Raw genomic sequence first — 25,741 nt, forward strand, 5'->3', positions numbered from 1 at the left:
TCGGCCGAGAACGACCGGTTGGATACGCCCTAGCACCGGTTGCGCCTTGCCCCGACGGCCGGCACGATGCGGCTCAGGAAATTGGGAGACACCGGTGGGGCGAGAGCGATTGACGGCGTTCACGGATGGGGTGCTGGCCATCATCGTGACGATCATGGTGCTGGAACTGCGGCCGCCGCACGGGGTCGGCTTGAAGGACCTGGCCGAGCTCACCCCGGTGTTCATGAGCTATGTGCTCAGCTTCCTCTACATCGCCATCTACTGGAACAATCACCACCACTTCTTCCACCTCGTGCCAGAGGTCGACGGCGCGGTGCTGTGGGCCAACATGCACCTGCTGTTCTGGCTGTCCCTGGTGCCATTCACCACCGCCTGGATGGGCGAGAACCATTTCGCCCCGCTCCCCACGGCGGTCTACGGCCTGTCGCTGCTCGCCCCGGCTGTCGCCTGGTACGTGATGCAGCAGACCATCATGCGCACCCAGGGCCCGGACTCCGCCCTGCGGCAGGCCCTGGGCCGCGACGTCAAGGGAACCGCTTCGCCGTTCCTCTATCTGACCGGCGTGGGGCTCTCGTTCGTCAATACCGCCGCCGCCGGCCTGCTCTATCTGGCCGTGGCCCTGATGTGGCTGATCCCGGATCGCCGGGTCGAGGCGACGGTTGCGACAGGGACCAAGGACTAGGCGCCCGACTTCATCCCCGTCTTCGCCGCCGGCCGCGCGCGCATGGCCTCGGCCCAGCGGTGGACGTGCTTCAGCTCTTCCGGGATCACCAGCTTGATCATCCGGGTGAAGTCGATGCCGATGAAGGCCACGATATCGGCGATGGTCAGGCGCTCGCCGGCCAGCCACTCGGTCTCGCCCAGGCGGCGGTCCAGCACCTTCAGCGCCTTGAGCGCGCCGGCCTTGTTGTGCTCGCCGACCTCGGGGGCCTGCTGCTCCAGGGCGGCCATGGCCGGGTGCAGGTGGCGGACGGCGATCATCAGGGGCGTGGCGACCAGCATCTCGGCGCGGCGCGTCCACATCTCGATGATGGCGGTCTCCTTGGGATCGCGGCCGAACAGGTTCGGCTCGGGATAGAGCGCCTCCAGATAACGGCAGATCGCCAGGCTCTCGGTGATGGTGGTCCCGTCATCCATCTCCAGCGCCGGCACATTGGGCAGGCCGGCCTTGGCCAGATAGTCGGGCTGCTTGTGGGTGCCCTCCATCAGGTTCAGCCGGATGATCTCGATGTCCTCGATGCCCTTCTCGGCCATGAACCAGCGGACCCGGCGCGGATTGGGCGCGAGCGGAGTGTCATAGAGTTTCATGGCGCGGCCCTCCCTGAGGCCTTTGTTGTTATTGTCCGAACAGGGCCGAGGGCATGGCCCCGACCACGGCGGCGGTGACGCAGGTGGCCAGGAAGCCGGCGAACATCGCCTTCCAGACCATGCCGATCACCTCGCCCCGGCGCTCGGGCACCAGGACGCTGTAGCCGGCGACGTTCATGCCGACCGAGGCGATATTGGCGAAGCCGCACAGGGCATAGGTCATGATCACCCGGGTGCGGTCGCTGAGCTCGCCCACCGGGATCGCCCCCAGCTTGATGAAGGCCGTGAATTCGGTGAGCACCAGCTTGACCCCCAGCAGCGAGCCGGCGGTGGGGGCGTCATGCCAGGGCACGCCGATCGACCAGGCCAGGGGGGCGAAGATCACGCCGAGAATCCGCTCGACCGACAAGGGCGCGCCGGCGACCTGGGGGAACATGCCGAGGATGCCGTTGACCATGGCCACCATGGCCACGAACACGATCAGTGTGGCGCCGACATTCAGCGCGATCTGCAGGCCGTCGGTGGTGCCCTTGATCAGGGCGTCGATCGAGCTCTCATAGACCTTGTTGGCGGTGGGATCGAGTTCCTTGCCGTCCTCCATCCGCGGGTTGCGCGGCACCAGTATGCGGGCCAGCAGCACCCCGGCCGGGGCCGAGATGATCGAGGCGGTCAGCACATGGGCGGCGGCGTTGGGCAGCACGCCCTTCAGTATGGTCGCATAGGCCACCATGGTCGAACCGGACACACAGCTCATGCCCACCGCGATCAGCAGGAACAGCTCTGACCGCGACAGGCTGGAGAGGTAGGAGCGGATGAAGATCGGGCCCTCGATCTGGCCCATGAACACCGTGGCGGCGGTGGCCAGAGCCGGCGCGCCGCGCAGGCCCATGGTCTTCTCGAAGATGAAGCCGAACCCCTGGGTGATCCATTTGAGGATCTTCCAGTGCCAGAGCAGGGCGGCCAGAGCGCAGACCACCAGGATCACCGGCAGGACGCGGAAGGCGAAGACGAACAGGCCGGCGGGATGCTCGACCGCATAGGGCTGGTCCGGCGTGCCCGCCAGGAAGCCGAACACGAAGGAGACGCCGGCCTGGGTGCTGGAGGCCAGGCCATCCACCGCGGCGCCTACCCCGGCCAGGCCGGCGCGCAGGGCCGGCACGCCGAACAGGGCCAGGACCAGCACCGCCTGCAGGGCGATGGCCCCCACCGCCAGCTTCCAGGGAAACTTGGAGCGGTCCTCCGACAGCACCCAGCAGACCAGGAGGATCAGCGCCAGGCCCACGAGACTCTGGGCGTTTTCAGGTCGGAACATCGGTCTTGGGCCCCCGCCGGCGGGATTCGCGCCGGAACTGTCACACTACAAGAACATGCCGCCGGATTTCGCAAGCCGAGCGGGCCTTGACATCAATTAGATTGTGTACGATCTAATTGCTCACACACAAGGAGTTTCCCCGATGTCCGCCCTCTATTCCACCCAGGCCCGCGCCGTCGGCGGCCGCGCCGGCCATGTCGAAACCCCGGACGGCCTGCTCTCCGTCGACCTGGCCCTGCCCGCCGAGATGGGCGGACGCGGGGGCGCGACCAATCCGGAACAGCTGTTCGCCGCCGGCTATGCTGCCTGTTTTGAGAACGCCGTGCGCTTCATCGCCGGGCAGCAGAAGCTTCCCCTGAAGGGCGCCGCCGTCACCGCCCATGTCGAGCTTCACCCCCGCGCCGAGGGCGGCTTCAAACTGGGCGTGTCGCTCGACGCCGAGACTCAAGGCCTGGATCAGGCGACCGCCGAGACCCTGGTCGCCGCCGCCCATCAGGTCTGCCCCTATTCGAATGCGGTTCGCGGCAATATCGATGTTGGGATAACCGTAAGGGCGCAATGAGTCTGAAAGCCGAACCCAAGGCCCCGGAGCCCGCCGACCAGGACATGGCGGCGGCGTTCCTGCGCCTGGACAACCAGCTCTGCTTCGCCCTCTACGCGGCGAGCGGCCTGGTGACCCGCGCCTATCGCCCGCTGCTCGAGCCCCTGGGCCTGACCTATCCCCAGTACCTGGCCATGCTGGTGTTGTGGGAGAAGGCGCCGCGCACGGTCAGCGAACTGGGCGAGGCGCTCAGCCTGGATTCCGGCACCCTGACGCCCCTGCTCAAGCGGCTGGAGGCGGCGGGCTTCGTCACCCGCACCCGCGATCCGGCCGATGAGCGCCGCGTGCAGATCGGCCTGACCGACCGGGGCGCAGCGCTGCGGGCCGAGGCCGCCGCGATCCCCGCCACCCTGGCCTGCGCCCTGCCGCTCTCCCCGACCGAACTGGTCGAGCTGCGCGCCACCCTGCAGGACTTCGCCCGCAAGATGCGGACGGCGGGTTAGAAGCCCTCCCGGCTAGAAAGCTTCCTTGTAGGGGCGCAGGTCGATCTCCTGAGCCCAGGCCGAACGCGGTTGGCGGTGCAGCTGCCAATAGGTCTCGGCGATGGCGTCGACGCCCAGCAGACCGTCCTGGCCCCGGGCCTCCACGATGCCGGGCACGCCCTTGCGCAGTCGCTCCCCGTCGATGCCGCCGTCGATCACCACATGGGCGACGTGGACCCCCTGGGGACCATATTCCCGCGCCATGCTCTGGGCGATCATCCGCAGGCCGGCCTTGGCGGCGGCGAACTGGGCGAAGCCCGGCTTGCCCCTCAGACTGCCCGAGGCGCCGGTGAACAGCACCGTGCCGCGGCCCAGCGGGACCAGCCGACGCGCGGCCTCGCGCCCCACCAGGAAGCCGGCGAAGCAGCCGACCCGCCAGAAGGCCTCGAACAGGGCCGCCTCCACCTCGCGGAAGTCGATCATCCGGTTGTCGCCGGCGTTGAACACCACGACATCGGCCGGCGCGAAGCCGGGCCCCGGGGCCATGGCCAGGTCGAACAGGGCGATGACCTCGGCTTCCTGGGTCGCGTCCGCGCGCACGGCCTGGGCCGAGCCGCCGGCGGCGGTGATCGTGGCCACCACCTGATCGATCTTGGCCGGGGTCCGGCCGGCGACCAGGACGTGATAGCCCTCGGCCGCGAACCGGCGGCAGACCGCCGCGCCGACGCCAAGCTCGGCGCCCACCCCGACCACGAGGGCTGTGGGTTTATCCATGGGTCTTCTCCCTGTGACGGTCCGCAAAATCGAGGCGTCGGCGGACGGCCTCGCTGGCCGCCGGGCCGGCGGCGAAATGATAGTGGGTCCCGTCGATCGGGCGGCCGTTGACGGGGTCGGTCAGTATGGGATCGACCGCCCGGCCGGTGGCGACCTCGACCAGCTGGCTGGAGACGCCCTCCGGCGCGAACCAGCGATTGCCCCAGCTGCTCATGGCCACCAGCACCGGCCAGAAGTCGCGGCCCTTGTCGGTCAGCACATAGTCGTCGCGCGGCGGCTTCTCGCTATAGCGCCGGCGCTCCAGCAGGCCCGCTTCCACAAGCTCGCCAAGCCGGCGGGTCAGCATGTTGGGCGCGATCGGCAGGCTCTTCTGGAACTGGTCGAAGCGGGTGAGGCCGTGAAAGGCGTCGCGCAGGATCAGCATGCTCCACCACTCGCCGACCCGGTCCAGGCCGCGGGCGATCGGACACTCCATGTCGGAAATTTTCGTGTGCCGCATGGCGAAGAGGTAGGTCAGTTACTATCATCATGCAAGTAACTTCCCGGAAGGTCGGGAAGACGACAAGGATGACGACCATGACGAACACGACTTCCAAGGGCTCGGCCCTGATCACCGGCGCCTCATCGGGCATCGGCGCGGTCTATGCCGACCGCCTGGCGCGACGCGGCTTCGACCTGATCCTGGCGGCCCGCGACGTGGGGCGGCTGAACGCCCTGGCCGATCGACTGCGGGCCGCGACCGGCGTGCAGGTCGAGGTGCTGCCCGCCGATCTCACCGACCGCGCCGACCTGGCCAAGGTGGCCCGGCGCCTGGAGAAGGACCCAGCCATCACCCTGCTGGTCAACAATGCCGGGGTCGGCGGCACCGGCCCGCTGGTCGGCGAGGATCCGCTTAAGCTCGAGACCCTGATCGCGCTCAATGTGACGGCCGTGACCCTGCTGGCCCACGCCGCCGCCAACGCCTTTGCGGCCCGGGGCCAGGGCGCGATCATCAACCTGGCCTCAGTGCTGGGGATCGCTCCGGAGATCGTGCGCGGGGCCTATAGCGCCACCAAGGCCTATGTGCTGACGCTCAGCCAGTCGCTGCACGCCGAGCTGTCGACGGAAGGGGTGCAGATCCAGGCCGTGCTGCCTGGCGCCACCCGCACGGAGATCTGGGAGCGCTCGGGCGTCGATGTGAACAGCCTGGATCAGTCGCGTCTGATGGATGTCGAGGAGATGGTCGATGCGGCGCTCACCGGCTTCGACCAGCTGGAGCTGGTGACCATTCCCTCCCTGCCCGACCCGGCCGACTGGCAGGCCTTCACCGCCGCGCGCATGGCCCTGCTCCCCAACCTGTCGCGCGCCCACGCCGCCGTCCGCTACAAGCTTCCCACCCCCGCCTGAGGCCATCGTGCAAGCTCCTCCCGCCCTCAGGCGGCCGGGAGGAGCCAGGGCTCTTGCCTCCCGGCCGGCCCTCGCTCAAAACCCGTCCATGACCGAGCTGTTCTTCGACCTCCAGGCCACCCACAACCCGCATCGCTGGTTCCTGCCCCTGACCCACGGGGTCTGCGTCGGACCGCCGGAGAACCTGTTCATGTATGGCGGGATCGGCCTGGCCTCGGCGATCGCGGCCATGGAGCGGACCCTGGACCGGCCGGTGATCTGGGCGACGGCCCAATACCTGTCCTATGCCCGGCCGCCCTCGATCGTCGATCTGGACGTCTGGGTGCCGGTGCACGGCAAATATAACAGCCAGGCCCGGGTGATCGGCCATGTCGGCGACAAGGAGATCTTCACGGTCAACGCCGCCCTGGGCAGCCGCGAGAGCCCCTATTCCCACCAATGGGTGGAGGCGCCCGAAATGCCCCGTCCCGAGGACTGCGAACCTTCGGTCCTGTGGACCGACCAGGGCGAGAACCTCAACAGCCGGCTGGAGGTGCGCGTCGCCCCCGGCCGCTATGGCGCGATCCCCCGCAACGGCGAACTCAGCCAGGACGGCCGCAGCGTCATGTGGGTGCGGGCGCGCGGCGGCTACCCGATGGACAATAGCATGCTGGCGATCATCGCCGACTATGTGCCCTCCGGCGTGGGCGCGGCGCTGGGGCGCAAGGGCGGCGGCAACAGCCTGGACAACACCCTGCGCATCCGCCGGATCGTGCCCACCGAGTGGGTGCTTTGCGACATCCACATCCACGGCGTCCATTCCGGCTTCGCCCACGGCGACATGCGGCTGTTCGCCGAGGACGGCGAGCTGATGGCCGTGGCCAGCCAGTCGGTGATCGTGCGCTCGATGGACTAAAAGGCGCTCCTCCCCCGATGGGGGAGGTGGCCCAAAGGGCCGGAGGGGGCCGCCCTTACTTGAGGGCGGAAGGGGCGGATCGGCAGTATCCGTCCCTGCGGGCCGGCCCCCTCAGTCAGCTTCGCTGACAGCTCCCCCTGAGAGGGAGCAGCCCTTACTTCGCCATCAGCTCCTTCACGAGCGCGGCCTGGCCATAGACCTTCAGCAGGGCCTCAGTGGCCGCCGAGGTCGCCACGACGACCGTGCGGTTGATCGACCCGTCATAGCCATAGTCGCCGCCCAGCGAATGGATGTTGCCGTCAAACGCCGCGCCCAGGATCTCGGCCTTGGCGTTGATCACTGGCGAGCCGGAATTGCCGCCGATGATGTCGTTGGTGGTGACGAAATTGAACACCGTGTCGGGGTTCAGCCTGTCCTTCGCGGCGATCCAGCGCGGGCTGAGCTGATAGGGCTGGGCCCCCGTCGCCCGGGCATAGAGGCCGGCGAAGGTGGTGGTGGCCGGGATGGTCGCGCCCCGATACGCCCAACCGGCGACCTTCCCGTAGGAGAGACGCAGGGTGAAGGTGGCGTCGGGATAGGCCAAGTCGCCATAGACGGCGAAGCGGGCCCGGGCGATCTGGGCCGCGGCCGCGTCGGTGGGACCGGCGACCTGTGCGTCCCAGGTCTTGCGGACGGCGCGCGCCGAAGGATCGAGTTTCAGCGCCAGCTGGATCATCGGGTCCTGCGAGGCCTGGATGGCCGCAAGTCCGCCCTCCCACAGGGCCTGTCGCACGGCGGGGTCGGCGAGCTTCGAACCCGAGACCAGCCGCTCGGCCAGGGCTTCCGGGCTTTCCCGGCCCAGCAGCAATTGGGTCGCGGCGTCGTCGGTGGTCAGATATTCGCGGGTCTTGGACAGCCAGAAGGACAGATAGAGCCGCTCCAGGCCGGGATCGATCGGGGCCGGGTCGAGCAGCTGCTTGCGCATCAGGGGCAGACGGCTGTCGGCGTATTCCGGCAGGCGCTCGGCGGAGGGCGCGGTGCGTTCCTCAGCGACGCGGACCAGCTGGCGGGCGTGGGCGAACAGCTCCGACATCGACCCCGCCGCCGTCTCCAGCTGGCGGAAACGGACATAGGTGTCAGCATAGGCGCCCTGGACCCCGGCGATATCGGCCCACGGATCGCCGACCTCGGCGGCCAGCCTGGGGTCGGAGGCGACCTTGGCGCGAAGCTCGGCCTCGGACGCGCGCTTGGCGGCCATGAACCCATTGTCGTTCAGGGTGAACTGGCGGCCGAAGAACACCTTGTAGCTGTTCTCCAGACTGACCAGGGGATCGGTGGCGACCCTCTGGTTCTCCGCGCTCGCCTGGGCGAACTGGATCAGCCGACCGCGCAATTCGGACCGCTGGAGCTGGCCGATCGGCAGGGTGAGATCGCGCTGGGTCTCCAGCTGGGCGACGGTCAACATGCGCTCTGTCGCGCCCGGATTGCCGGAGACAAAGGTCGGCTCGCCTGGCCGCGGCGGGGTCGCGCGCCAGACCAGGTGCTGGGGGCTCTTGACCGGCTTTCCGGCCTCATAGAGGCGCACGAAGCTGATATCGAGGTTGTAGCGCGGGAAGTTGAAATTGTCGGGATCACCCCCGAAGAAGGCGGCGGCGAACTCCGGGACGAAGACCAGCCGGACGTCGGCGTATCTGCGATAGCGATAGAGCTTGAACTGTCCGCCACGATAGAGGCTGACCACCTGGCAGCGGGCGGTCATGTCCCGGCCACAGGCGACCGCCTCGGCCGTCGAGATGGCGGTGTTGCGGGCCTTTACAAAAGCCTCTCCAGTCAGCCCCGCCGTGGCCTGATTGATCTGGCCGGAGACATCGGTGACGCCCGTCAGGATTTCCGCCTGGACGCCGGGACAGGATCGCTCGTCGGCGCGGGTGGCGGCGATGAAGCCGTTCTTCACATAGTCGACCTCGGCGCTGGACAGGCTCTGAACGCAGCCCATCACGCAGTGGCTGTTGGACAGCACCAGGCCCTCCTTCGACACCAGGGAGGCCGAGCAGCCGGTGCTCAGGCGCACCGAGGCGGAGCGCACCCGGTCCAGCCACGTCTGGTCGATCTTGACGCCATAGGCGGCCTCGACCCGGGCCTGCGGAAAATTGTCAAAGGTCCACATGCCCTCGTCGGCGAGGGCGCTGGAGACTGGAAAGATCAAGGCTGAGACAAAGCCGAAGACCGCACCAAACTTCAATCGAAACATTCACTTAGCCTGATGCTGCGGCGCCTTGAGAAGGCCGGCTCCACAGGCTGTGTATCGGTGTGACGCCCCCTTGGCCAGCCCGCCACAATCGCGCCTTACATGGATTTAACTAGGTTCCGGCGCGGGCCCGCTCACATGCTTGGGGCGTTGAGAGGGACCCCATGTCGCTGGCCTTGGCCACACTGATCTATGAATGGCGCCGCTATCTGGCGGCCGTGATCGCATTGGCCTTCTCGGGCCTGCTGATCCTGGCCCAGGTCGGCATGTTCACCGGCATCGTCAAGGGCGCGACCGCGACCATCGACCGGTCGCGCGCGGACATCATGATCCTGGCGCCCAAGAACGAGAGCCTGATCAATTCCGGCCCCTCGGGCCTGCCGCGCCGCATCGAGCCGCAGATCTATCTCAATCCCGAGGTCGTCGAGGTCTCCAGCTTCGAGGGCGACGGCGCCCGCTGGAACAACCGGCCGGGCGAGGGCAAGAAGGCGATCACGACCTATGTCCAGATCAACATGGTCGACACCCGCCAGGGCGCCGTGACCCTGCCGACCGACTATCCCGAAAGCGTCCGCCTGGCCCTGCAGGAGCCCTATGCCGTGGCGCTGGATCGCACCGCCCTGGCCCGGCTGGGGGTCAAGCTGGGCGACAGCGCCGCCCTGAACAGCAAGTCGGTGAGGGTGCGCGCCATCCTCGAGAACTATCCCGATATCAACCAGCCCTCGGTGGTCATGTCCCGCGACACCCTGCGGCTCCTGGGCATGGGCGCGAAGAGCGACAAGACCGGCCCGCTGATGGTGCGGGTCAGGGATCCCGCCCGCGCCGAAGCCGTGCGCGACGCCCTCAACGCGGTCTCCGGCGGCGCCTATCGCGCCTGGACCCGGGCCGAGCTTTCCAAGGCCAATGAGAGCGCCCTTTTGAAGGAACAGATCATCGGGGTGATGCTGGGCTTCTCGGTGTTCCTCGGCTTCCTGATCGGTGTGGGCATCACCTCCCAAACCCTGCGTGGGGCGATCCTGGCCAATATCAAGGAGTTCGCCAGCCTGCGGGCCCTGGGCGTCTCCATGGGCTCACTGCGGTTGATCGTCATCGAGCTCAGCTTCTGGGTCGGCGTCGTCGGCCTGGCCGCCACCGCCCTGATGACCTACCTGATCTCCTTGCTCGCCCAGAGCAACGGCCTGCCCATGTCCTTCCCGCTGAACTGGGTGATCCTGGTCGCCGTCCTGCTGATGGTGATCTCGCTGGCCTCGGGCCTGATGTCGCTCGGCATCCTCAAGCGCAGCCAACCTGCGGACCTCCTGCGATGATCACGCCCCGCCACGCCATCCAGGCCAAGGGCCTGAACAAGCGCTTCAAGACCGGCCGCACCTATATCGAGGTGCTGAAGTCGGTGGATTTCGACGCCCGCCACGGCGATGTGACCATGGTCATGGGCCCCTCCGGCTCCGGCAAATCGACCCTGGTCGCCACCCTGTCGGGCCTGCTGAAGCCGGACTCCGGCGAGGTCAATGCGCTGGGCGAGAACCTCTGGGGCCTGCGTCCCGGTCGGATCGACAAGTTCCGTCTCGACCACTGCGGCTTCATCTTCCAGGGCTTCAACCTGTTCTCGGCCCTCACGGCGCTGGAGCAGGTGACCACGGTGCTGAAATACACCGGCCTCAGCCGGGCCGAGGCCCGGGACCGCGCCGCCACCGCGCTCAATGAGGTGGGGCTTGGGAACCGGATGAACCAGCGGCCCTCGGAACTGTCCGGCGGCGAGAAGCAGCGGGTCGCCATCGCCCGGGCGCTCGCCAAGCAGCCGCACCTGCTGTTCGCCGACGAACCCACCTCGGCCCTCGACGGCGAGAACGGCCAGATCGTCATCCAGCTCCTGCAGCGCGCCGCCAAGCAACATGACGCCGCGGTGATCTGCGTGACCCACGACCCGCGGTTGGAGGCCTATGCCGACCGCATCATCCACATCGAGGACGGCCGCATCCTGGACGACCGGCGCACCACGCCGGAACGGGACGCCGCGCCTGAGCTCATCGGAGCCTGAAGACCATGTTCGCCCTTCTCCGCCGCCCCGCGACCTGGATCGTGCTGGTCGTCATCCTCGCCCTCGGCGGGGGTTTCGTCGTGATGCAGAACCAGGCCAAGGCCAAGCAGGCCGCCGCCGCCAAGCTGGCCGTGGCCGCCGCGCCCAAGAGCCCCTATGTCGCCATCGCCAATGGCAAGGCCGATGTCGAGGGCGGCATGATCCAGGTGGCCGCGCGCCGGGCCGGCATCGTGCGCGAGGTGCTGGTCAGCGAGGGCGAGCACGTGATCAAGGGCCAGATCCTCGCCCGCCAGGAGGACGACGACGCCCGTCTCGCCGCCGGCCAGGCCGCCGCCGCCGCCAACCAGGCCCGCGCCCAGATCGCCGCCCTGCAGGTGCAGCTGTCGGCGGCGCGCCGCGAGCATGGCCGCCTGGCGACCCTGGCCGCCTCCAACTTCGTGGCTGGCCAGCGGCTGGACCAGGCCAATGACACCATCCGCCAGGCCGAGGCCAATCTGGCCTATCAGCGGGCCGCCGTGGCCACCGCCGAGGCGGCGCTCGCCCAGGCCCGCTACAATCAGGAACTGACCATCATCCGCGCCCCGGCCGACGGCCGGATCGCGCGCCGCTACGCCAATCCCGGCGCCGGCGCCTCGACGCTCAACGTCTCGAACATGTTCGACCTGGAGCCGACGACGCCGCACATCATCCGCGCCGAGGTGTCGGAAAGCGCCCTGCCCTTCGTCACGATCGGCCAGACCGTGCAGATCGCCACCGAGTCCGACCCGACCAAGCTCTACAACGGCAAGGTGATGCGCGAGGCCGCCGTGTTCGGGGCCCGCAAGCTGCAGTCCGACGACCCCACCGAGCGGACCGACGACCGCGTGGTCGAGGTGGTGGTCAGCGCAGACTCCACGCCGTTCCTGATCGGCCAGCGGGTGCTGGTGAAGTTCCTGCGCGGGTCCAGCGTCGCCAGTTTGAACTAGGTCCTCCCTCCCCGTCCTGGGGAGGGGAGCGCCAAAGCTTGACGCCGCCTCTCCCGCACCGCACAACGCCGCCGCTATTCAAACCCGTGTTTGGGACCAGGAGAACTTCCATGGCGGACATCCGCTTCGACGGCAAAGTGGCGATCGTGACCGGCGCTGGCGGCGGCCTCGGCAAGCAGCACGCCCTGGAACTGGCGCGGCGCGGCGCCAAGGTCGTGGTCAACGACCTGGGCGGCTCGATGGACGGTTCGGGCGGCTCCTCGGCCGCGGCCGACGCCGTGGTCGAAGAGATCAAGGCGATGGGCGGCGAAGCCATCTCCAACGGCTCGTCGGTCACCGATGACGCCGGCGTCGCCCTGATGGTCCAGCAGGCCATGGACAAGTGGGGCCGCATCGACGTGCTGATCGCCAATGCCGGCATCCTGCGCGACAAGTCGTTCTCCAAGATGGAGATCGCCGACTTCGAACTGGTGCTGAACGTCCACCTGATGGGCACCGTGAAGCCGACCAAGGCCGTGTGGGAGATCATGCGCGCCCAGAATTACGGCCGCATCGTCGTGACCACCTCGTCGTCGGGCCTCTACGGCAACTTCGGCCAGTCCAACTATGGCGCGGCCAAGCTCGGCATCATCGGCTTCATGAACACCATCAAGCTCGAAGGCCAGAAGAACAACGTCCACATCAACGCCATCAGCCCGGTCGCCGCCACGCGCATGACCGAGAACCTGATGCCGCCTGCCATGCTGGAAAAGCTGAAGCCGGAATATGTGACCCCCGGCGTGGTGTTCCTGGCCTCCGACGAAGCGCCGACCGGCGCGATCCTGGCGGCCGGCGCGGGCGCCTTCGCCCTGTCGCGCATCTATGAGACCGAGGGCGTCTACCTCGGCGAGGACGGTCTGTCGGTCGAGGAAGTTCGCGACAACTGGGCCAAGATCAGCGACCCGACCGGCCAGGCCGCCTACGTCAATGGCGGCGAGCAGGGCGGCAAGTTCTTCCGCAAGCTCGGCGGCGGCTGAACCTCGACAATACAATCCGAACACTGTTCGACGGGCGGCCGAAAGGTCGCCCGTCTTGCGTTTCGGTAACATAAAATCTCTTGCGTGGGCCGGGTTGACCGGGCGTAACTTGCCACATGCATCCAGGCGCCGAGACAGGGGCCGGACGCGGGAGGACGCGATTTGACCCAGGCCCCGACGGCGGCGAAGCTTTCGCTTCCCACGATCCTCGCCTTTTCCGGCACCAGCCTGCCGCTCGCGGCCCTGGTCCTGGCTGTCGCCGTCCACCTGCCCCGCTATTTCGCCAGTCATCTGGGCGTCAGCCTGACCGTGGTCGGCGGCGCCTTCGCCCTGGTCCGGCTGATCGATATCCCGCTGGATCCGGCGCTCGGCCTGATCATGGACCGCACCCGCACGCGGTTCGGACGCTACCGGGTCTGGACCGTGATCGGCGCCCCGATCCTGATGGCCGCCCTCTACATGCTGTTCATGGCCCCGCCCGGGGTCGGCCGGCCCTATCTGATGGTCTGGCTGCTGGTCATGTACCTGGGCACCTCCATCCTGATCCTGTCCCACTCAGCCTGGGCCGCGACCTTGGCCACCAGCTACAACGAGCGCGCGCGGATCTTCGGGATCATGGCCGCCGTCGGGGTGCTGGGCTCGGTGATGGTGCTGGTCATCCCGATCGTCATGCACCAGCAGGGCTTCGGCGACGGCGAGGGCGTGCGCGCCATGGGCTGGTTCCTGATCGTCATGACCCCGTTCGCCGTGGGCATGGTGGTCTGGCGCACGCCCGAGAAGATCACCCGCCAGCGCGCCGACGAGCGCTACCATCTGCGCGACTATCTCGGCCTGTTCCGGCACGGCAATGTCTGGCGGATCATGGCCGCCGATCTCTGCCTGGCGCTCGGCCCGGGCTGGATGGCCGCGCTCTACATCTACTTCTCTAAGGACAGCCGCGGCTACACGGTCACCCAGGCCAATCTCCTGCTGGTGGTCTACATCCTGGCCGGCGTCGTCGGCGCCCCGACCATCGGCTGGCTGGCCACCCGGATCAGCAAGCACCGGGCGATGATGGTCATCACCAGCCTCTATTCCCTGGCCCTGTTCGCCCTGCTCGCCCTGCCCAAGGGCCAGGCCCTGGCGGCCATTCCGGTGATGTTCGTCACCGGCTTCCTGGCCGCCGGCTTCAACGTCACCACCCGGGCGATCACCGCCGATGTCGGCGACGAGGTGCGCCTGCACGGCGGCAAGGAGCAGATCGGCCTGCTCTACGCGCTCACCTCCATGACCTCCAAGGTGGCCGGCGCCTTCTCGATCTTCCTGACCTATACCGTGCTGGCCGAGATCGGCTTCGATCCCAAGGAACATGCGGTCAACACCGCCGACGCCATCCACGGCCTGGAGATCGCCTTCCTGTCGGGTCCCATCCTGTTCGTCGCCCTCGGGGGCGCCTGCTTCATCGGCTACAAGCTCAGCGCCGAACGCCACGCCGAGATCCGCCAGGAACTGGAGGCGCGCGACGCCCTCTATGACGAGGCGCCGATCATCGAGAGCCTGAGCGGCGCGCCCGCCCAGACCCTGGTCGAGGGCGCATGATTCCACCGCCCCGCCCCCTCTTGCGCGTCGCCATCGCGCGGGGTCTGTTGCGTCCTATTCCCGGTTCGGGCCCCCTCTGATTCAATCGGCTGACCCGGCCTCATTTTCAAAGACGGCGCATTTCATTCGCGCCAGCAGTTTTCGGAGACTCTCATGGCGGCCAGCCCGCGCCTTTCCCTGCCGATCGTCGGGGCGTTCAGCGCCACGGCCGCGCCGATCGCGGCCATCGCCCTGGTCATGGGGGTCTATCTGCCCCGCTTCTTCACCAGCCATATCGGCCTGACGCTCGGCGCCGTGGGCGCGGCCTTCGGGATCGTGCGGCTGATCGACATGGCGGTCGACCCGCTGCTGGGCCTGGCCATGGACCGCACCAAGACCGGGCTCGGCCGCTACCGGCCCTGGCTGATCCTCGGCGCGCCGATCGTCATGGCGGCGACCTACATGCTGTTCCTGGCCAGCCCCGGAATCAGCCTGGGCTATCTGATCGCCTGGCTCCTGGTGCTCTATGTCGGGGTGTCGATCCTGACCCTGTCCCAGGCGGCCTGGGGGGCCTCCATCGCCACCGACTATCACGACCGCAGCCGGGTCTATGGGGTGATCCAGGCGGTCGGCGTGCTGGGCTCGGTGATGATCCTGTTCCTGCCCCTGCTGCTGGCCGGCAAGCCGGCCGGCGCCCATGGCGGAGTTGGGGCCATGGGCTGGTTCCTGATCATCACCACGCCGCTGACCGTGCTGCTGTGCGTACTGATCACGCCGGAGCGCATCGCCCCGCAGAGCGGCTCGGAGGAGCGGGTGCGGCTGGCTGACTACTGGGCCCTGGTCACCCGGCCTGAGATGCTGCGCCTGGTGTTCGCCGACTTCGTGATCGCGCTCGGCCCGGGCACCACGGCGGCGCTCTATCTGTTCTTCTTCCACGACGCCCGCCACTACACCGGGCCGCAGACCTCGATCCTGCTCCTGTTCTACATCGCCGCCGGCCTGGTCGGCTCGATGTTCTGGGGCTGGCTGGCGCAGAAGATCGGCAAGCACCGGGCCCTGATGGCCTCGGCCGTGGTCTATGCCGTCGCCCAGTCGATGCTGATGATCATCCCGCCCGCCACCATGGCGCTGGCCATCCCCGGCATGTTCGCGGTGGGCTTCGTGGCGTCGGGCTTCGTGCCGATCGTCCGCGCCATGGTCGCCGACGTCGCCGATGAGGTGCGTCTGGAGACCGGCAAGGAGCGCGCCGGCCTGCTCTATGCGCTCGTCACCACCACCCAGAAGATCGGCGGGGCGATCACCGTGACGGTCAGCTACACGGTGCTGCAGCTGGTCGGCTACAACCCGGTCGAAGGCGCGGCCAATTCGCCGGCGGCGATCCGCGGGCTGGAGCTCTGCTACGTCTTCGCCCCCATCACCCTGGTGTTCCTGGGCGGGGCGGCTTTCATCGGCTGGAAGCTCGACGCCAAGCGCCATGGCGAGGTCCGGCGCCAACTGGACATCCGCGACGCCCTGGCCGCCGAGGCCTCCCAGCTGACCACCGCCTCCGGGATCAGCCTGGGCGGTGAGCCGCCGGCCGCCAACCAGGGGTGAGACGGTCGGTTCTGGCGCCCGGCACGGCGCCAGGGCCGCCGAAAGGGGCTTGCGCAAACGCCGACCGCGCGGTCTGTTTCTGATCATTATCGCCCCGTCAGAGGGCGACCAATGGTTTTGAGGAGACGCCCCTTGTCCAACCCCACCGCCGGTCCGGCGGCTGGTCGGCTTTCGACGCCCACCATCTTCGCCTTCGCCAGCGCCGGCATTCCCGCCGTCATGCTGCAGCTGATCCTGTCGACCTATCTGCCGCGCTTCTATGCCGGGCACCTGGGGATAGCGCTCACCGCCGTCGCCGGCGCCGTGGCCCTGGTGCGGCTGATCGACATCGGCTTCGACCTGGTCATCGGCTTCGGCATGGACAGGACCCGCACCCGCTTTGGACGCTACCGGGTCTGGTTCGCGCTCGGCGTCCCGCTCCTGGCCTACGCCACCTACAAGATCCTCAACCCGCCGGCCGACGCCGGGGTGAGCTATCTGATCACCTGGCTGCTGATCATCTATACCGGCACCTCGATCGTCACCCTGTCCCACGCCGCCTGGGCTGCGGCTCTGGCCACGGGCTACAATGAGCGCAGCCGCGTCTATGGCTGGATGCAGGCGGTCGGCGTCATCGGTTCGGTGAGCCTGTTGATGACCCCGATCCTGACCCATGGCGCGATCCAGCCGGGCAAGGGCGAGAGCATGTCGGCCATCGCCTGGATCATCATCGGCCTGCTGCCCTTCACCACTGCGGCCAGCGTGTTCTTCGCCCCCGAGAAGCCGGCCGCGACGGACCACAAGGCCGCCGGCCTGAAGGACTATCTGGCGGTGTTCACCACGCCCGGCATGTTCCGCCTGGTGCTGGCCGACCTGTGCCTGGTGCTGGGGCCGGGCACCACCTCGCCGATCTACATCTTCTTCTTCCACGACGCGAAGGGCTTCCCGATCAAGGAGGTCAGCCTGCTGTTGATCCCCTATATCGGGGCCGGTCTGCTGGGCGCGCCGATCTGGGCGCGCATCGCCCAGCGCCTGGGCAAGCACCGCACCCTGCAGGTCGCCTGCGTCTGCTACGCCATCTGCCAGACCGTGCTGATGGCCCTGCCCAAGGCCGAGTTCGCCATGACGGCGGCGGGCATGTTCGCCGTGGGCTTCTGCACCTCGGCCTTCGTGCTCTTGATCCGCGCCATGGTCGCCGACATCTCCGACCAGATCCGGCTGGAGACCGGCCAGAACCAGGCGGGCCTGCTCTACGCCCTGGTGACCGTGACCCAGAAGTTCGGCTCCTCGATCACGGTGGCCATCGTGTTCCCGATCCTGGCGGCGGTCGGCTACAACGCCAAGGACGAGGCGATGAACACCGCCGCGGCGATCCAGGGGCTGGAGATGTGCTACCTGTTCGCGCCGATCATACTGGTGCTGGTCGGGGGCGCCCTGTTCTTCGGCTACAAGCTGGACAAGGACCGCCACGCCGACATCCGCCAACAGCTGGACGCCCGCGACGCGGCCCTCACCGAAGCCCTGGAACTCGAACCCCTGGCCGGGCTGTCCACGGGACCAGGAGGAACCGCGCCGGTGCGGTGACACTGAAGCCCTCGCCCCCTTTGGGGGAGAGGGTTGGGTGAGGGGCTCTTGCTGACGCGCCGCCTCACCTGATCCTCCGAAAGACGCGCGGCTTCGCCTCGCGCCCCTCACCCTGCCCTCTCCCCGTCAGGCGGGGAGAGGACGTAAGCGCGCTCAGCTCAAGAGCTTCGCCATCGCCACGAACACCTGGGCCGAGGCGCTGTCGGGGGCGGCGGCGACCACCGGCTTGCCGTCGTCGCAGGCCTGGCGCAGCGCCATGTCCAGCGGGATCTGGGCCAGCAGGGGCACGCCCAGCTTGACGGCCTCGGCCTTGGCGCCGCCCTCGCCGAAGATCGGGATGCGCGCGCCTGAGCCATCGATGAACCAGGCCATGTTCTCGACCACGCCGAGGATCGGGGTGGCGGTCTTGACGTACATGGCCGCCGCGCGACGGGCGTCGATCAGGGCGATCTCCTGCGGGGTGGAGACGATCACCACCCCGTCCAGCTTCAGCTTCTGGACCAGGGTCAGCTGGATGTCGCCGGTGCCGGGCGGCAGGTCGACGACCAGCACGTCCAGGGGCTCGGCCGCCGAGCCCCAGGCCACGTCATGCACCATCTGGCGCGCGGCCGAGGAGGCCATGGGACCGCGCCAGATCATCGGCGCCGCCTCGTCGACCAGGAAGCCGATCGACATCACCTTGATGCCCCAGGCCTCCAGCGGGATCAGCTTCTTCTCCGGCCCGAAGCCCGGCTCACCGTCGACACCCAGCATGCGCGGGGCCGAGGGGCCATAGACATCGGCGTCGAGCAGGCCGACCCTCAGGCCCTGGCGGGCGAGCGCCACGGCCAGGTTCACCGAGATGGTCGACTTGCCCACCCCGCCCTTGCCGCTGGCGACGGCGATGACCTTCTTCACATGGGCGGGACGTTCGGCCTCGGCCGGAGGCGACGGCTGGGCTTGCGGGTCGTGGGCCAGCCGCGCGCCCTTGCGCATCCGGGTCACGCCGGGGGCCGGCGGCGGGGCGGGCGGCGCCTCGGCGGTCAGCACCACCTGGGCCCGGGTCACGCCCGGCAGGGCGGCCAGCAGCTTCTCGGCGGTGTCGCGGACCGGGCCATAGGCTTCGACCTGGTCGGCCGGGACCTCGAGCATGAAGCCCGCGCGACCTGGGGCCAGGATCAGGCCGCGCACCAGGCCGGCGTCGGACAATCCCTGACCGCTCCTGGGGTCGATCACCTGGTTCAGCACGGCCATCAGGCCGGCGCGGTCGATTGGAGCTTCGGAGGTCATGAGGTCTTTGTCTGGCTTTGTCTTGCTTTGCCGAGGGTCGCGCCTCATATCCGGCTGACAGCGCCGGTTTACAAGTCCGCTCGGGGACGTGTGCGACGCGGCCGCGCCGAGATCAGAAGTCAGACGACGCGACCATGCCCTGGAATGACAACGCTAACCCTGGCCCCTGGGGCTCACCGTCCAACGGCGGCGATGGCGACCGGCGCGACCCGCCGGGCGGGGGACGAGGTCCGGGCGGTCCGCGCCGAACCGGCGGCCCCGACATGCCGCCCTCTTTCGACGACGCCCTGCGCCGGTTGCGCGGACTGCTGGGCGGGCCCGGCGCGCCGCGCTCCGGCGTCGCCGCCATCGTCGCCGGCGCCGCCTTCGGCATCTGGGCCCTGTCTGGCGTCTATGTCGTGCAATCCAACGAGCAGGCGGTGGTCACCACCTTCGGCCGCTACACCCGCTCTGAATCTCCGGGCCTGCGCTACCATCTGCCGACGCCGATCGAGGCGGTGGAGAAGGTGGCGGTCACCAGCCTGAACCGCACCGACATCGGCGGCGCCATCGGCGCCGACGTGCCCGAGGAAAGCCTGATGCTGACCGGCGACGAGAACATCGTCGACCTGGACTTCAGCGTCACCTGGCGGATCAGCGACGCGGCGGCCTATCTCTTCACCATGCGCGACCAGAACGAGGCCGTGCAGGCCGCCGCCGAGAGCGCCATGCGCGAGGTGGTCGGCAAGACCACCCTGGGCTCGATCCTGACCAGCGGTCGCGGCCAGGTGCAGTTCGAAACCGCCGACCTGATGCAGAAGATCCTGGATCGCTGGGGCGCCGGCGTCAGCGTGGTCGAGGTGCAGATCCGCTCCGCCAACCCGCCGGCCGAAGTGATCGACGCTTCCCGCCAGGTGGCCAACGCCCAGCAGGACGCCGAGAGCAAGGTCAATGAGGCCAACACCTATAAGAACCGGGTGGTCAATGAGGCCAAGGGCGACGCCTCGGCCATCACCCAGTCGGCCGAGGGCTATCGCGAACAGGCCGTGCGCGAGGCCAAGGGCGAGGCCGCCCGCTTCAACCAGATCTATGTGGAATACCGCCGCGCCCCGGCCGTGACCCGCCAGCGGCTCTATATCGAGACCATGCAGCGGGTGCTGGCCAAGTCGAACAAGGTCGTCGTCGACGGCAAGGGGACCAGCGCCCCGATCATCCTGCCGCCGGACGTCTTCAAGCCCAGGGCCAGCGCGGTGATCGCGCCGCCGCCCTCGGCCTCCGATGGCCCGCCCGCTTCGGGAGTCGTCCGATGAACCGCAGCCTGACCATCGCCCTCGTCCTCGCGTTCGTGGGCTTCGTGGTGCTGAGCAACACCCTGTACGTGGTCGGCCAGCGCGAGCAGGCGATCGTGCTCAGCTTCGGCGGCCCGGTGCGGGTGGTGAACGCCGTCGGCCATGACGAACCCGGCCTGCACATGAAGGCCCCCTTCGTCGAGAACGTGGTCAAGGTCGACAAGCGCAACCTGCCGCTGATCGCCGACAAGGAAGAGATCATCGACGTCAACCAGAAGCGCCTGGTCGTCGACGCCTTCGTCCGCTACCGCATCGCCAATCCGCTGCAGTACTACCGGACCCTGCGCAACGAGACGATCGCCCAGGACCGCATCGAGCGGCTGGTCAATTCCTCCCTGCGTCAGATCCTGGGCTCGGCCACCACCGAGCAGATCGTCTCCACCCAGCGCGGGGCCCTGATGGCCGCGACCCTGGCCGACGTCGCCAAGCGGGCCAGGACCTCGGACCTCGGCGTCGAGATCATCGACGTGCGGATCAAGCGCGCCGACCTGCCCCAGGGCAACCAGGAGGCCGTGTTCCGCCGCATGCGCACCAGTCGCGAGCAGGACGCCGCACAGATCCGCGCCGGCGGCGAACAGCAGAAGCGCCAGATCATCGCCGAGGCCAACAAGGAGGTGGCGATCACCCTGGCCACCGCCACCGAGGAGGCCGAGAACGTGCGCGGCCAGGGCGACGGCCTGCGCACCCGCATCTTCGCCCAGAGCTTCGGCAAGGACCCCAGCTTCGCGGCCTTCTACCGGTCCATGCAGGCCTATGAAGCCTCGCTCGGCCAAGGCGACACGACCATGGTGCTGTCGCCGGACAGCGCCTTCTTCAAGTATTTCGAGCGCGGCCCCGGCGCGAAGTAGGCGCCGCGCGGCCCTCTAGACCAACCAGCCCCGCACCTCGTGCAGGTCGGTGGCGATGCGGACGCACAGCTCGCGCATCTCGTCGGTGGGGGCCAGCATGTCCGGCACCATGACGGTCATCATACCCGCCGCCGCCGCTGCGCGGACACCGTTGTGGCTGTCCTCGAGCGCCAGGCACAGGTGCGGCGCGACCCCCAGCCGCTCGGCGGCCAGCAGATAGGGGTCCGGATTGGGCTTGGGCCGGGCGTAGTCGCCGTGCGCCACCACGGTGTGGAAGCGGTCGCGGATGCCGTGATGGCCCATGTGGTGCTCGACCTCACGGTGATGCGAGGAGGTGGCGATGGCCCGCGGCAGGTCGAGTTCATCCAGCCGGTCGAGGATCTCCACCACCCCGGTCTTGAGGGCCAGCTCCACCGCCGCCAATTCATGGAACTTCAGGCTGGCCGCCGCACGAAAGGCCGTGGCGTCGAAGTCGGCGCCGAAGTGGTCCAGCAGCTGATGCTCGTTATGGGCCCAGGTCAGGCCGATCAGCTTAAGGAACAGCGCCTTGGGAAACTCCAGGCCCATCTCCTGGGCCGTGGCCACGACGGCGGCGTGATAGACGGTCTCGGTGTCGACCAGGAGGCCGTCCATGTCGAACACGACGGCCTGGGGAACGCGGGGAAGGCTCATGGCGGGCTGACTAGCCCAGGTTGCCCATCCCGCGAAATCACACCGCGCTTCAGTCCGTGACGAAGTCGGCCTGGGCGTAGCCCTGGAAGTACAGCAGGGCGGTCAGGTCGGCATGGTCTACCTTGGCGTCGGCCTGGGCGGCGACGATCGGCTTGGCGCGGTAGGCGACGCCGAGGCCCGCAGCCTCGATCATGGCCAGGTCGTTGGCGCCGTCGCCGATGGCGAGCGTCTGGGCCAGGTCCAGGCCCAGCGCCCTGGCCTCGCCGGCCAGGGCGGCGAGCTTGGCCTCGCGGCCGAGGATCGGCTCGCCGACCGTGCCGCTCAGCGCGCCGTCGGCCTCGCCCAGGGTGTTGGCGCGGTCCTCGTGGAAGCCGGCGGCGACCGCCACCCGGGAGGTGAAGAAGGTGAAGCCGCCGGAGACCAGCAGACAGCGGGCGCCGGACGCCGCCATGGTCCGCACGAAGGTCCGGGCGCCGGGGTTCAGCCGCACGCGCTGGTCATAGGCCAGCTGCAGGTCGGTGACCGGCAGGCCCTTCAGCATGGCGACCCGTTCGCGCAGCGCGCCCTCGAACTCCAACTCGCCGCGCATGGCGCGCTCGGTGATGGCAGAGACCTGGGCCTTCACGCCGGCGAAGTCGGCGAGCTCGTCCAGGCACTCGCAGCTGATGATGGTGGAGTCCATGTCGGCGACCAGCAGCCGCTTCCTGCGCCCGTTCCAGGGCTGGACGCAGTGGTCGATGGCCGAGCCGTCCAGCACCGACGCGGCGGCGGCGCGGATCGCGGCGAGGTCCTCGCCTTCCAGGGCCAGGTCGAGGGCGCCGGGGCCGAGCGGCCGAGGCTCCTTGACGCGAGCGCCCGCGGCTGCGAGCGCTGGGGCGAGACGGCCGAGCGCGGCCTGGACCTGGTCCGGCTGCGGACTGACGAGGGTGAGAGCGATCTGCATGACTGGCCGCATCTGGCTGATCGCCGGGCCTACGGCAAGCGGCAAGTCAGCCCTGGCGCTGCGGCTGGCCGAGGCGACGGGGGCCGAGATCCTCGGCGCCGACGCCCTGCAGCTCTATCGCGACATCCCGATCCTCAGCGCTGCGCCCAGTCCTGGCGAGCGGGCCTGGGTCCGCCACCACCTGGTCGGCGAGGTCGACGCCGCCGAGGGCTGGTCGGTCGGGCGCTGGCAGAGGGCGGCGACGGCCAGGCTGGCGGAGATCCCCGGACCCGTGGTGATCGTCGGCGGGACGGGGCTCTATTTCCGCGCCCTGACCCATGGCCTGGCGGAAGTCCCGCCGATCCCGGACGAGGTCCGCGCGGCGGCGCGGCGCCTGGTTGAGGCGACAGATGAAGGGGTATTTCGGGATACACTTGCACAACGAGACCCACTTGCGGCGGAGCGAATCTCAGCCGGCGACAGGCAGCGGCTGGCGCGGGCCTGGGAGGTTCTCGAGGCGACGGGCCGCAGCCTGACCGACTGGCAGGCCGACAGCACAGGCGCCCTGGCCGCCGGCAGCTGGTCGGCGGTGGCGCTGGAGCCGACCCGGGCGGCGCTCTATGACCGCTGCGACCGCAGGCTGGAGGCCATGGTCGAGGCCGGCGTCCTGGCCGAGGTCGAAAAGCTGGCGGCCCGCCGGCTGGACCCGACCCTGCCGGCCCTGAAGGCGGTCGGCTATCGCGAATTCGCCGCCCATCTGAAGGGCGAGACCAGCCTGAAGGCCGCCATCGCCGCCGCCAGCATGGAGACCCGGCGCTACGCCAAGCGCCAGACCACCTGGATGCGCGGCCAGATGGCCGACTGGCCCAGGATCACCAGCCTGGAGCCTGAGGAACAGTGGAGGCAGTTTCTTGCCCTTAACCCTGGCTTGACGCTCTGATCGGGGCATGCGAAGACCCCGACAATAGCGTTTGGAGCAAACCGTTGCGCCGCATCCTTGTACTCGTATGGCGACCCGTCGCGGACTGACCTTGTCGTCAGCCGTGAAAGGTCGCTTGCACCCGGGCCCCTAGAGGGCCCTTTTTATTGCCCCATCAAGGCCGAACGTCATGACCGCCCACCAGACCATCCAAGCCGACGCCGCCGCCGAGCAGGACCAAGAGATCCTTACCGGCGCCGAGATCGTCGTCCGCTCGCTGATCGACCAGGGGGTCGAGGTGCTGTTTGGCTATCCGGGCGGCGCGGTGCTGCCGATCTATGACGCCCTGTTCAACGAGGACCGGCTGCGCCACGTCCTGGTCCGCCACGAGCAGGGGGCGACCCACGCCGCCGAGGGCTATGCCCGCTCGACCGGCAAGCCCGGCGTGGTCCTGGTCACCTCCGGCCCCGGGGCGACCAACGCCATCACCGGCATTGTCGACGCCCTGATGGACTCCATCCCGCTGGTGGTGATCACCGGCCAGGTCGCCACCCACCTGATCGGCACCGACGCCTTCCAGGAATGCGACACGATCGGCATTACGCGGTCGATCACCAAGCACAACTACCTGGTCAAGGACGTGGCCGAGCTGCCGCGGATCATGCACGAGGCCTTCCACATCGCCACCTCCGGCCGTCCGGGCCCGGTGGTCATCGACATCCCCAAGGACGTCCAGTTCTCCAAGGCCGCCTACAAGGGCCCGAAGGAAGTGACCTGGGCGCACAACTATCACCCGCGCACCAAGGGCGACGCCGGCCGCATCGCCGAGGCCGTGGCCCTGATCGCCGGCGCGCGCCGGCCGATCCTCTATACCGGCGGCGGCGTGATCAACGCCGGCCCCAGGGCGGCCGAGTTGCTGCGTGAGCTGGCGACCCTGACCGGCGCCCCGGTCACCTCGACCCTGATGGGCCTGGGCGCCTTCCCAGCCTCGGACCCGAAGTGGCTGGGCATGCTGGGCATGCATGGCAGCTTCGAAGCCAATAACGCCATGCATGACTGCGACGTCATGGTGGCGATCGGCGCGCGCTTCGACGACCGGGTCACGGGCCGGCTGGACGCCTTCGCCCCGCATTCGAAGAAGATCCATATCGACATCGACGCCTCGTCGATCTCCAAGAACGTCCGGGTCGACATCGGCATCGTCGGCGACGCCGGCAGCGTGCTGGAGGACATGATCGCGGCCTGGAAGTCCCGCAACCTGGCCACCGACAAGGCGGCCATGGACGACTGGTGGCGGCAGATCGAGACCTGGCGCGCCCGCCAGTCGTTCCGCTATGCCGCCGACGCCGAGTACATCAAGCCGCAATACGCCATCGAGCGGCTCTATGCGCTGACCCGCGACAAGGACGTCTACATCACCACCGAGGTCGGCCAGCACCAGATGTGGGCCGCCCAGTTCTTCCATTTCGAGGAACCGAACCGCTGGATGACCTCCGGCGGCCTGGGCACCATGGGCTATGGCCTGCCGGCCGCGCTCGGCGTGCAGATGGCCCACCCGGGCGCCCTGGTGGTCGACATCGCCGGCGACGCCTCGGTCCAGATGACCATGCAGGAAATGTCGACGGCCATGCAGTACGGCCTGCCGATCAAGATCTTCATCCTCAACAACGAGTGGATGGGCATGGTCCGCCAATGGCAGCAGCTGCTGCACGGCGAGCGCTATTCGCACTCCTATTCCGAGAGCCTGCCCGACTTCGTGAAGATGGCCGAGGCCTTTGGCGCGCTCGGCCTGCGCGCCCAGAGCCCGGCCGAGCTCGACGCGAAGATCCAGCAGATGATCGACTATGACGGCCCGGTGCTGTTCGACTGCCGGGTGACCAAGGACGAGAACTGCTTCCCGATGATCCCGTCCGGCAAGGCCCACAACGAGATGATCCTCGCCGACGACGGCCGCGACCTTGGCGGCATCATCGACGACGCGGGCAAGCGTCTGGTCTGATCCCATGCCAGCGCTGGATCGGACCCCCGAGACCGGCGCTCCAGAAACCTGGCGCCGGATCGCCGCACACACGGCCCGGCTGGGCTTCGACATGCCGTCGGAGCCCAGGACCGGCGCCTTCCTGAAA

Annotated in this window: 24 protein-coding genes; 16 read left to right on the plus strand and 8 right to left on the minus strand. The window is 68.6% G+C overall.

The features are described 5' to 3' along the window. Positions 1–109 precede the first annotated feature (109 nt). Entirely contained in the window at positions 110–682 is a 573-nt protein-coding gene (locus tag Q7P21_RS07970; RefSeq protein ID WP_304169116.1) for a TMEM175 family protein, read from the plus strand. Here Q7P21_RS07970 and Q7P21_RS07975 read toward each other — a convergent pair. Together Q7P21_RS07975 and Q7P21_RS07980 are read right to left on the minus strand one after the other, a co-directional pair. After that, complete coding sequence (locus Q7P21_RS07975) at positions 679–1,308, minus strand: glutathione S-transferase family protein (RefSeq protein ID WP_304176548.1); 630 nt, start codon at positions 1,306–1,308, stop codon at positions 679–681. The genes Q7P21_RS07970 and Q7P21_RS07975 overlap by 4 nt on opposite strands. Positions 1,309–1,336: 28 nt before the next feature. Then, positions 1,337–2,620, minus strand: a complete 1,284-nt coding sequence (locus tag Q7P21_RS07980; protein WP_304176550.1) for a NupC/NupG family nucleoside CNT transporter — start codon at positions 2,618–2,620, stop codon at positions 1,337–1,339. 142 nt (positions 2,621–2,762) lie between these two features. On the opposite strand from Q7P21_RS07980, the gene Q7P21_RS07985 reads away from it, so the two are divergent. Both Q7P21_RS07985 and Q7P21_RS07990 read left to right on the plus strand, forming a co-directional pair. Then, complete coding sequence (locus Q7P21_RS07985; RefSeq protein WP_304176552.1) at positions 2,763–3,182, plus strand: organic hydroperoxide resistance protein; 420 nt, start codon at positions 2,763–2,765, stop codon at positions 3,180–3,182. Between the two features lie 44 nt (positions 3,183–3,226). Next, entirely contained in the window at positions 3,227–3,664 is a 438-nt protein-coding gene (locus Q7P21_RS07990) for a MarR family winged helix-turn-helix transcriptional regulator (RefSeq protein WP_304176576.1), read from the plus strand. 12 nt (positions 3,665–3,676) lie between these two features. On the opposite strand, the gene Q7P21_RS07995 is transcribed toward Q7P21_RS07990, so the two are convergent. Further along, positions 3,677–4,417 carry an SDR family NAD(P)-dependent oxidoreductase gene (locus Q7P21_RS07995; protein WP_304176554.1) on the minus strand — a complete coding sequence of 247 codons (741 nt, stop codon included), beginning with the start codon at positions 4,415–4,417 and terminating at the stop codon, positions 3,677–3,679. After that, positions 4,410–4,892 (minus strand): helix-turn-helix domain-containing protein, encoded by a 483-nt coding sequence (locus Q7P21_RS08000; RefSeq protein ID WP_304167216.1) that lies wholly within the window; start codon positions 4,890–4,892, stop codon positions 4,410–4,412. Before Q7P21_RS08000 ends, Q7P21_RS07995 begins: the two co-directional genes overlap by 8 nt. Positions 4,893–4,993: 101 nt before the next feature. On the opposite strand from Q7P21_RS08000, the gene Q7P21_RS08005 reads away from it, so the two are divergent. Beyond that, a complete protein-coding gene (locus Q7P21_RS08005) occupies positions 4,994–5,803 on the plus strand; it encodes an SDR family oxidoreductase (RefSeq protein WP_304176557.1) in 810 nt (269 codons plus the stop codon). 88 nt (positions 5,804–5,891) lie between these two features. Then, on the plus strand, positions 5,892–6,698 hold the full coding sequence (locus Q7P21_RS08010) for an acyl-CoA thioesterase II (protein ID WP_304176559.1): 807 nt from the start codon (positions 5,892–5,894) through the stop codon (positions 6,696–6,698). Positions 6,699–6,852: 154 nt separating this feature from the next. On the opposite strand, the gene Q7P21_RS08015 is transcribed toward Q7P21_RS08010, so the two are convergent. Next, positions 6,853–8,928 carry a S46 family peptidase gene (locus tag Q7P21_RS08015; protein ID WP_304176561.1) on the minus strand — a complete coding sequence of 692 codons (2,076 nt, stop codon included), beginning with the start codon at positions 8,926–8,928 and terminating at the stop codon, positions 6,853–6,855. Between the two features lie 161 nt (positions 8,929–9,089). Between Q7P21_RS08015 and Q7P21_RS08020 the strand changes: the two genes are divergently transcribed. From Q7P21_RS08020 to Q7P21_RS08050, 7 genes are all read left to right on the plus strand, one after another. Continuing rightward, a complete protein-coding gene (locus Q7P21_RS08020; protein ID WP_304167224.1) occupies positions 9,090–10,232 on the plus strand; it encodes an ABC transporter permease in 1,143 nt (380 codons plus the stop codon). Then, a complete protein-coding gene (locus Q7P21_RS08025) occupies positions 10,229–10,963 on the plus strand; it encodes an ABC transporter ATP-binding protein (protein ID WP_304176563.1) in 735 nt (244 codons plus the stop codon). The genes Q7P21_RS08020 and Q7P21_RS08025 overlap by 4 nt, the downstream gene beginning before the upstream one ends. A 5-nt stretch (positions 10,964–10,968) precedes the next feature. Continuing rightward, on the plus strand, positions 10,969–11,928 hold the full coding sequence (locus Q7P21_RS08030) for an HlyD family secretion protein (protein WP_304167228.1): 960 nt from the start codon (positions 10,969–10,971) through the stop codon (positions 11,926–11,928). A 110-nt stretch (positions 11,929–12,038) separates the two neighbouring features. After that, positions 12,039–12,944, plus strand: coding sequence for an SDR family NAD(P)-dependent oxidoreductase (locus tag Q7P21_RS08035; protein ID WP_304167231.1), 906 nt, complete (start codon positions 12,039–12,041; stop codon positions 12,942–12,944). A gap of 162 nt (positions 12,945–13,106) precedes the next feature. Continuing rightward, positions 13,107–14,522: an MFS transporter gene (locus Q7P21_RS08040; RefSeq protein ID WP_304167233.1), complete on the plus strand. Its 1,416-nt coding sequence runs from the start codon at positions 13,107–13,109 to the stop codon at positions 14,520–14,522. Positions 14,523–14,675: 153 nt separating this feature from the next. Further along, on the plus strand, positions 14,676–16,094 hold the full coding sequence (locus Q7P21_RS08045; RefSeq protein WP_304167235.1) for an MFS transporter: 1,419 nt from the start codon (positions 14,676–14,678) through the stop codon (positions 16,092–16,094). Between the two features lie 132 nt (positions 16,095–16,226). After that, entirely contained in the window at positions 16,227–17,657 is a 1,431-nt protein-coding gene (locus tag Q7P21_RS08050; RefSeq protein WP_304176566.1) for an MFS transporter, read from the plus strand. 153 nt (positions 17,658–17,810) lie between these two features. Here the strand turns inward: Q7P21_RS08050 and Q7P21_RS08055 are convergent, their stop codons facing one another. Then, entirely contained in the window at positions 17,811–18,926 is a 1,116-nt protein-coding gene (locus Q7P21_RS08055; RefSeq protein ID WP_304167241.1) for an Mrp/NBP35 family ATP-binding protein, read from the minus strand. A 263-nt stretch (positions 18,927–19,189) separates the two neighbouring features. On the opposite strand from Q7P21_RS08055, the gene hflK reads away from it, so the two are divergent. Together hflK and hflC are read left to right on the plus strand one after the other, a co-directional pair. Then, the gene (gene hflK, locus Q7P21_RS08060; protein ID WP_304167243.1) at positions 19,190–20,215 is read left to right on the plus strand and encodes an FtsH protease activity modulator HflK; all 1,026 of its coding nucleotides are present in this window, start codon (positions 19,190–19,192) and stop codon (positions 20,213–20,215) included. Then, positions 20,212–21,102, plus strand: a complete 891-nt coding sequence (gene hflC, locus Q7P21_RS08065) for a protease modulator HflC (RefSeq protein ID WP_304167246.1) — start codon at positions 20,212–20,214, stop codon at positions 21,100–21,102. Before hflK ends, hflC begins: the two co-directional genes overlap by 4 nt. Positions 21,103–21,117: 15 nt before the next feature. On the opposite strand, the gene Q7P21_RS08070 is transcribed toward hflC, so the two are convergent. Both Q7P21_RS08070 and serB read right to left on the minus strand, forming a co-directional pair. Further along, a complete protein-coding gene (locus tag Q7P21_RS08070) occupies positions 21,118–21,774 on the minus strand; it encodes an HAD family phosphatase (protein ID WP_304176568.1) in 657 nt (218 codons plus the stop codon). Between the two features lie 49 nt (positions 21,775–21,823). Next, complete coding sequence (gene serB, locus Q7P21_RS08075) at positions 21,824–22,717, minus strand: phosphoserine phosphatase SerB (RefSeq protein WP_304176570.1); 894 nt, start codon at positions 22,715–22,717, stop codon at positions 21,824–21,826. On the opposite strand from serB, the gene miaA reads away from it, so the two are divergent. Together miaA and Q7P21_RS08085 are read left to right on the plus strand one after the other, a co-directional pair. Next, on the plus strand, positions 22,716–23,636 hold the full coding sequence (gene miaA / locus Q7P21_RS08080) for a tRNA (adenosine(37)-N6)-dimethylallyltransferase MiaA (RefSeq protein ID WP_304176572.1): 921 nt from the start codon (positions 22,716–22,718) through the stop codon (positions 23,634–23,636). The two genes, serB and miaA, sit on opposite strands and share 2 nt — an antisense overlap. A 169-nt stretch (positions 23,637–23,805) precedes the next feature. After that, positions 23,806–25,614, plus strand: coding sequence for an acetolactate synthase 3 large subunit (locus tag Q7P21_RS08085; protein WP_304176574.1), 1,809 nt, complete (start codon positions 23,806–23,808; stop codon positions 25,612–25,614). Positions 25,615–25,741: the final 127 nt, after the last annotated feature.

It is taken from the genome of Phenylobacterium aquaticum (genome assembly GCF_947378715.1).
GTDB lineage: Bacteria > Pseudomonadota > Alphaproteobacteria > Caulobacterales > Caulobacteraceae > Phenylobacterium > Phenylobacterium aquaticum_A.

Bases quoted from the DNA above. Each gene is read 5' to 3' on its own strand.
- Q7P21_RS07990 (WP_304176576.1), top strand. From the start codon at position 3,227: ATGGCGGCGGCGTTCCTGCGCCTGGACAACCAGCTCTGCTTCGCCCTC.
- Q7P21_RS08035 (WP_304167231.1), top strand. From the start codon at position 12,039: ATGGCGGACATCCGCTTCGACGGCAAAGTGGCGATCGTGACCGGCGCT.
- Q7P21_RS08000 (WP_304167216.1), bottom strand. From the start codon at position 4,892: ATGGAGTGTCCGATCGCCCGCGGCCTGGACCGGGTCGGCGAGTGGTGG.
- Q7P21_RS08085 (WP_304176574.1), top strand. From the start codon at position 23,806: ATGACCGCCCACCAGACCATCCAAGCCGACGCCGCCGCCGAGCAGGAC.
- Q7P21_RS07995 (WP_304176554.1), bottom strand. From the start codon at position 4,417: ATGGATAAACCCACAGCCCTCGTGGTCGGGGTGGGCGCCGAGCTTGGC.
- Q7P21_RS08045 (WP_304167235.1), top strand. From the start codon at position 14,676: ATGGCGGCCAGCCCGCGCCTTTCCCTGCCGATCGTCGGGGCGTTCAGC.
- hflC (WP_304167246.1), top strand. From the start codon at position 20,212: ATGAACCGCAGCCTGACCATCGCCCTCGTCCTCGCGTTCGTGGGCTTC.
- Q7P21_RS08055 (WP_304167241.1), bottom strand. From the start codon at position 18,926: ATGACCTCCGAAGCTCCAATCGACCGCGCCGGCCTGATGGCCGTGCTG.
- serB (WP_304176570.1), bottom strand. From the start codon at position 22,717: ATGCAGATCGCTCTCACCCTCGTCAGTCCGCAGCCGGACCAGGTCCAG.
- Q7P21_RS08015 (WP_304176561.1), bottom strand. From the start codon at position 8,928: ATGTTTCGATTGAAGTTTGGTGCGGTCTTCGGCTTTGTCTCAGCCTTG.
- Q7P21_RS08010 (WP_304176559.1), top strand. From the start codon at position 5,892: ATGACCGAGCTGTTCTTCGACCTCCAGGCCACCCACAACCCGCATCGC.
- hflK (WP_304167243.1), top strand. From the start codon at position 19,190: ATGCCGCCCTCTTTCGACGACGCCCTGCGCCGGTTGCGCGGACTGCTG.
- Q7P21_RS08020 (WP_304167224.1), top strand. From the start codon at position 9,090: ATGTCGCTGGCCTTGGCCACACTGATCTATGAATGGCGCCGCTATCTG.
- Q7P21_RS07980 (WP_304176550.1), bottom strand. From the start codon at position 2,620: ATGTTCCGACCTGAAAACGCCCAGAGTCTCGTGGGCCTGGCGCTGATC.
- Q7P21_RS08025 (WP_304176563.1), top strand. From the start codon at position 10,229: ATGATCACGCCCCGCCACGCCATCCAGGCCAAGGGCCTGAACAAGCGC.
- Q7P21_RS08070 (WP_304176568.1), bottom strand. From the start codon at position 21,774: ATGAGCCTTCCCCGCGTTCCCCAGGCCGTCGTGTTCGACATGGACGGC.
- Q7P21_RS07975 (WP_304176548.1), bottom strand. From the start codon at position 1,308: ATGAAACTCTATGACACTCCGCTCGCGCCCAATCCGCGCCGGGTCCGC.
- Q7P21_RS08030 (WP_304167228.1), top strand. From the start codon at position 10,969: ATGTTCGCCCTTCTCCGCCGCCCCGCGACCTGGATCGTGCTGGTCGTC.
- Q7P21_RS07985 (WP_304176552.1), top strand. From the start codon at position 2,763: ATGTCCGCCCTCTATTCCACCCAGGCCCGCGCCGTCGGCGGCCGCGCC.
- miaA (WP_304176572.1), top strand. From the start codon at position 22,716: ATGACTGGCCGCATCTGGCTGATCGCCGGGCCTACGGCAAGCGGCAAG.
- Q7P21_RS08005 (WP_304176557.1), top strand. From the start codon at position 4,994: ATGACGAACACGACTTCCAAGGGCTCGGCCCTGATCACCGGCGCCTCA.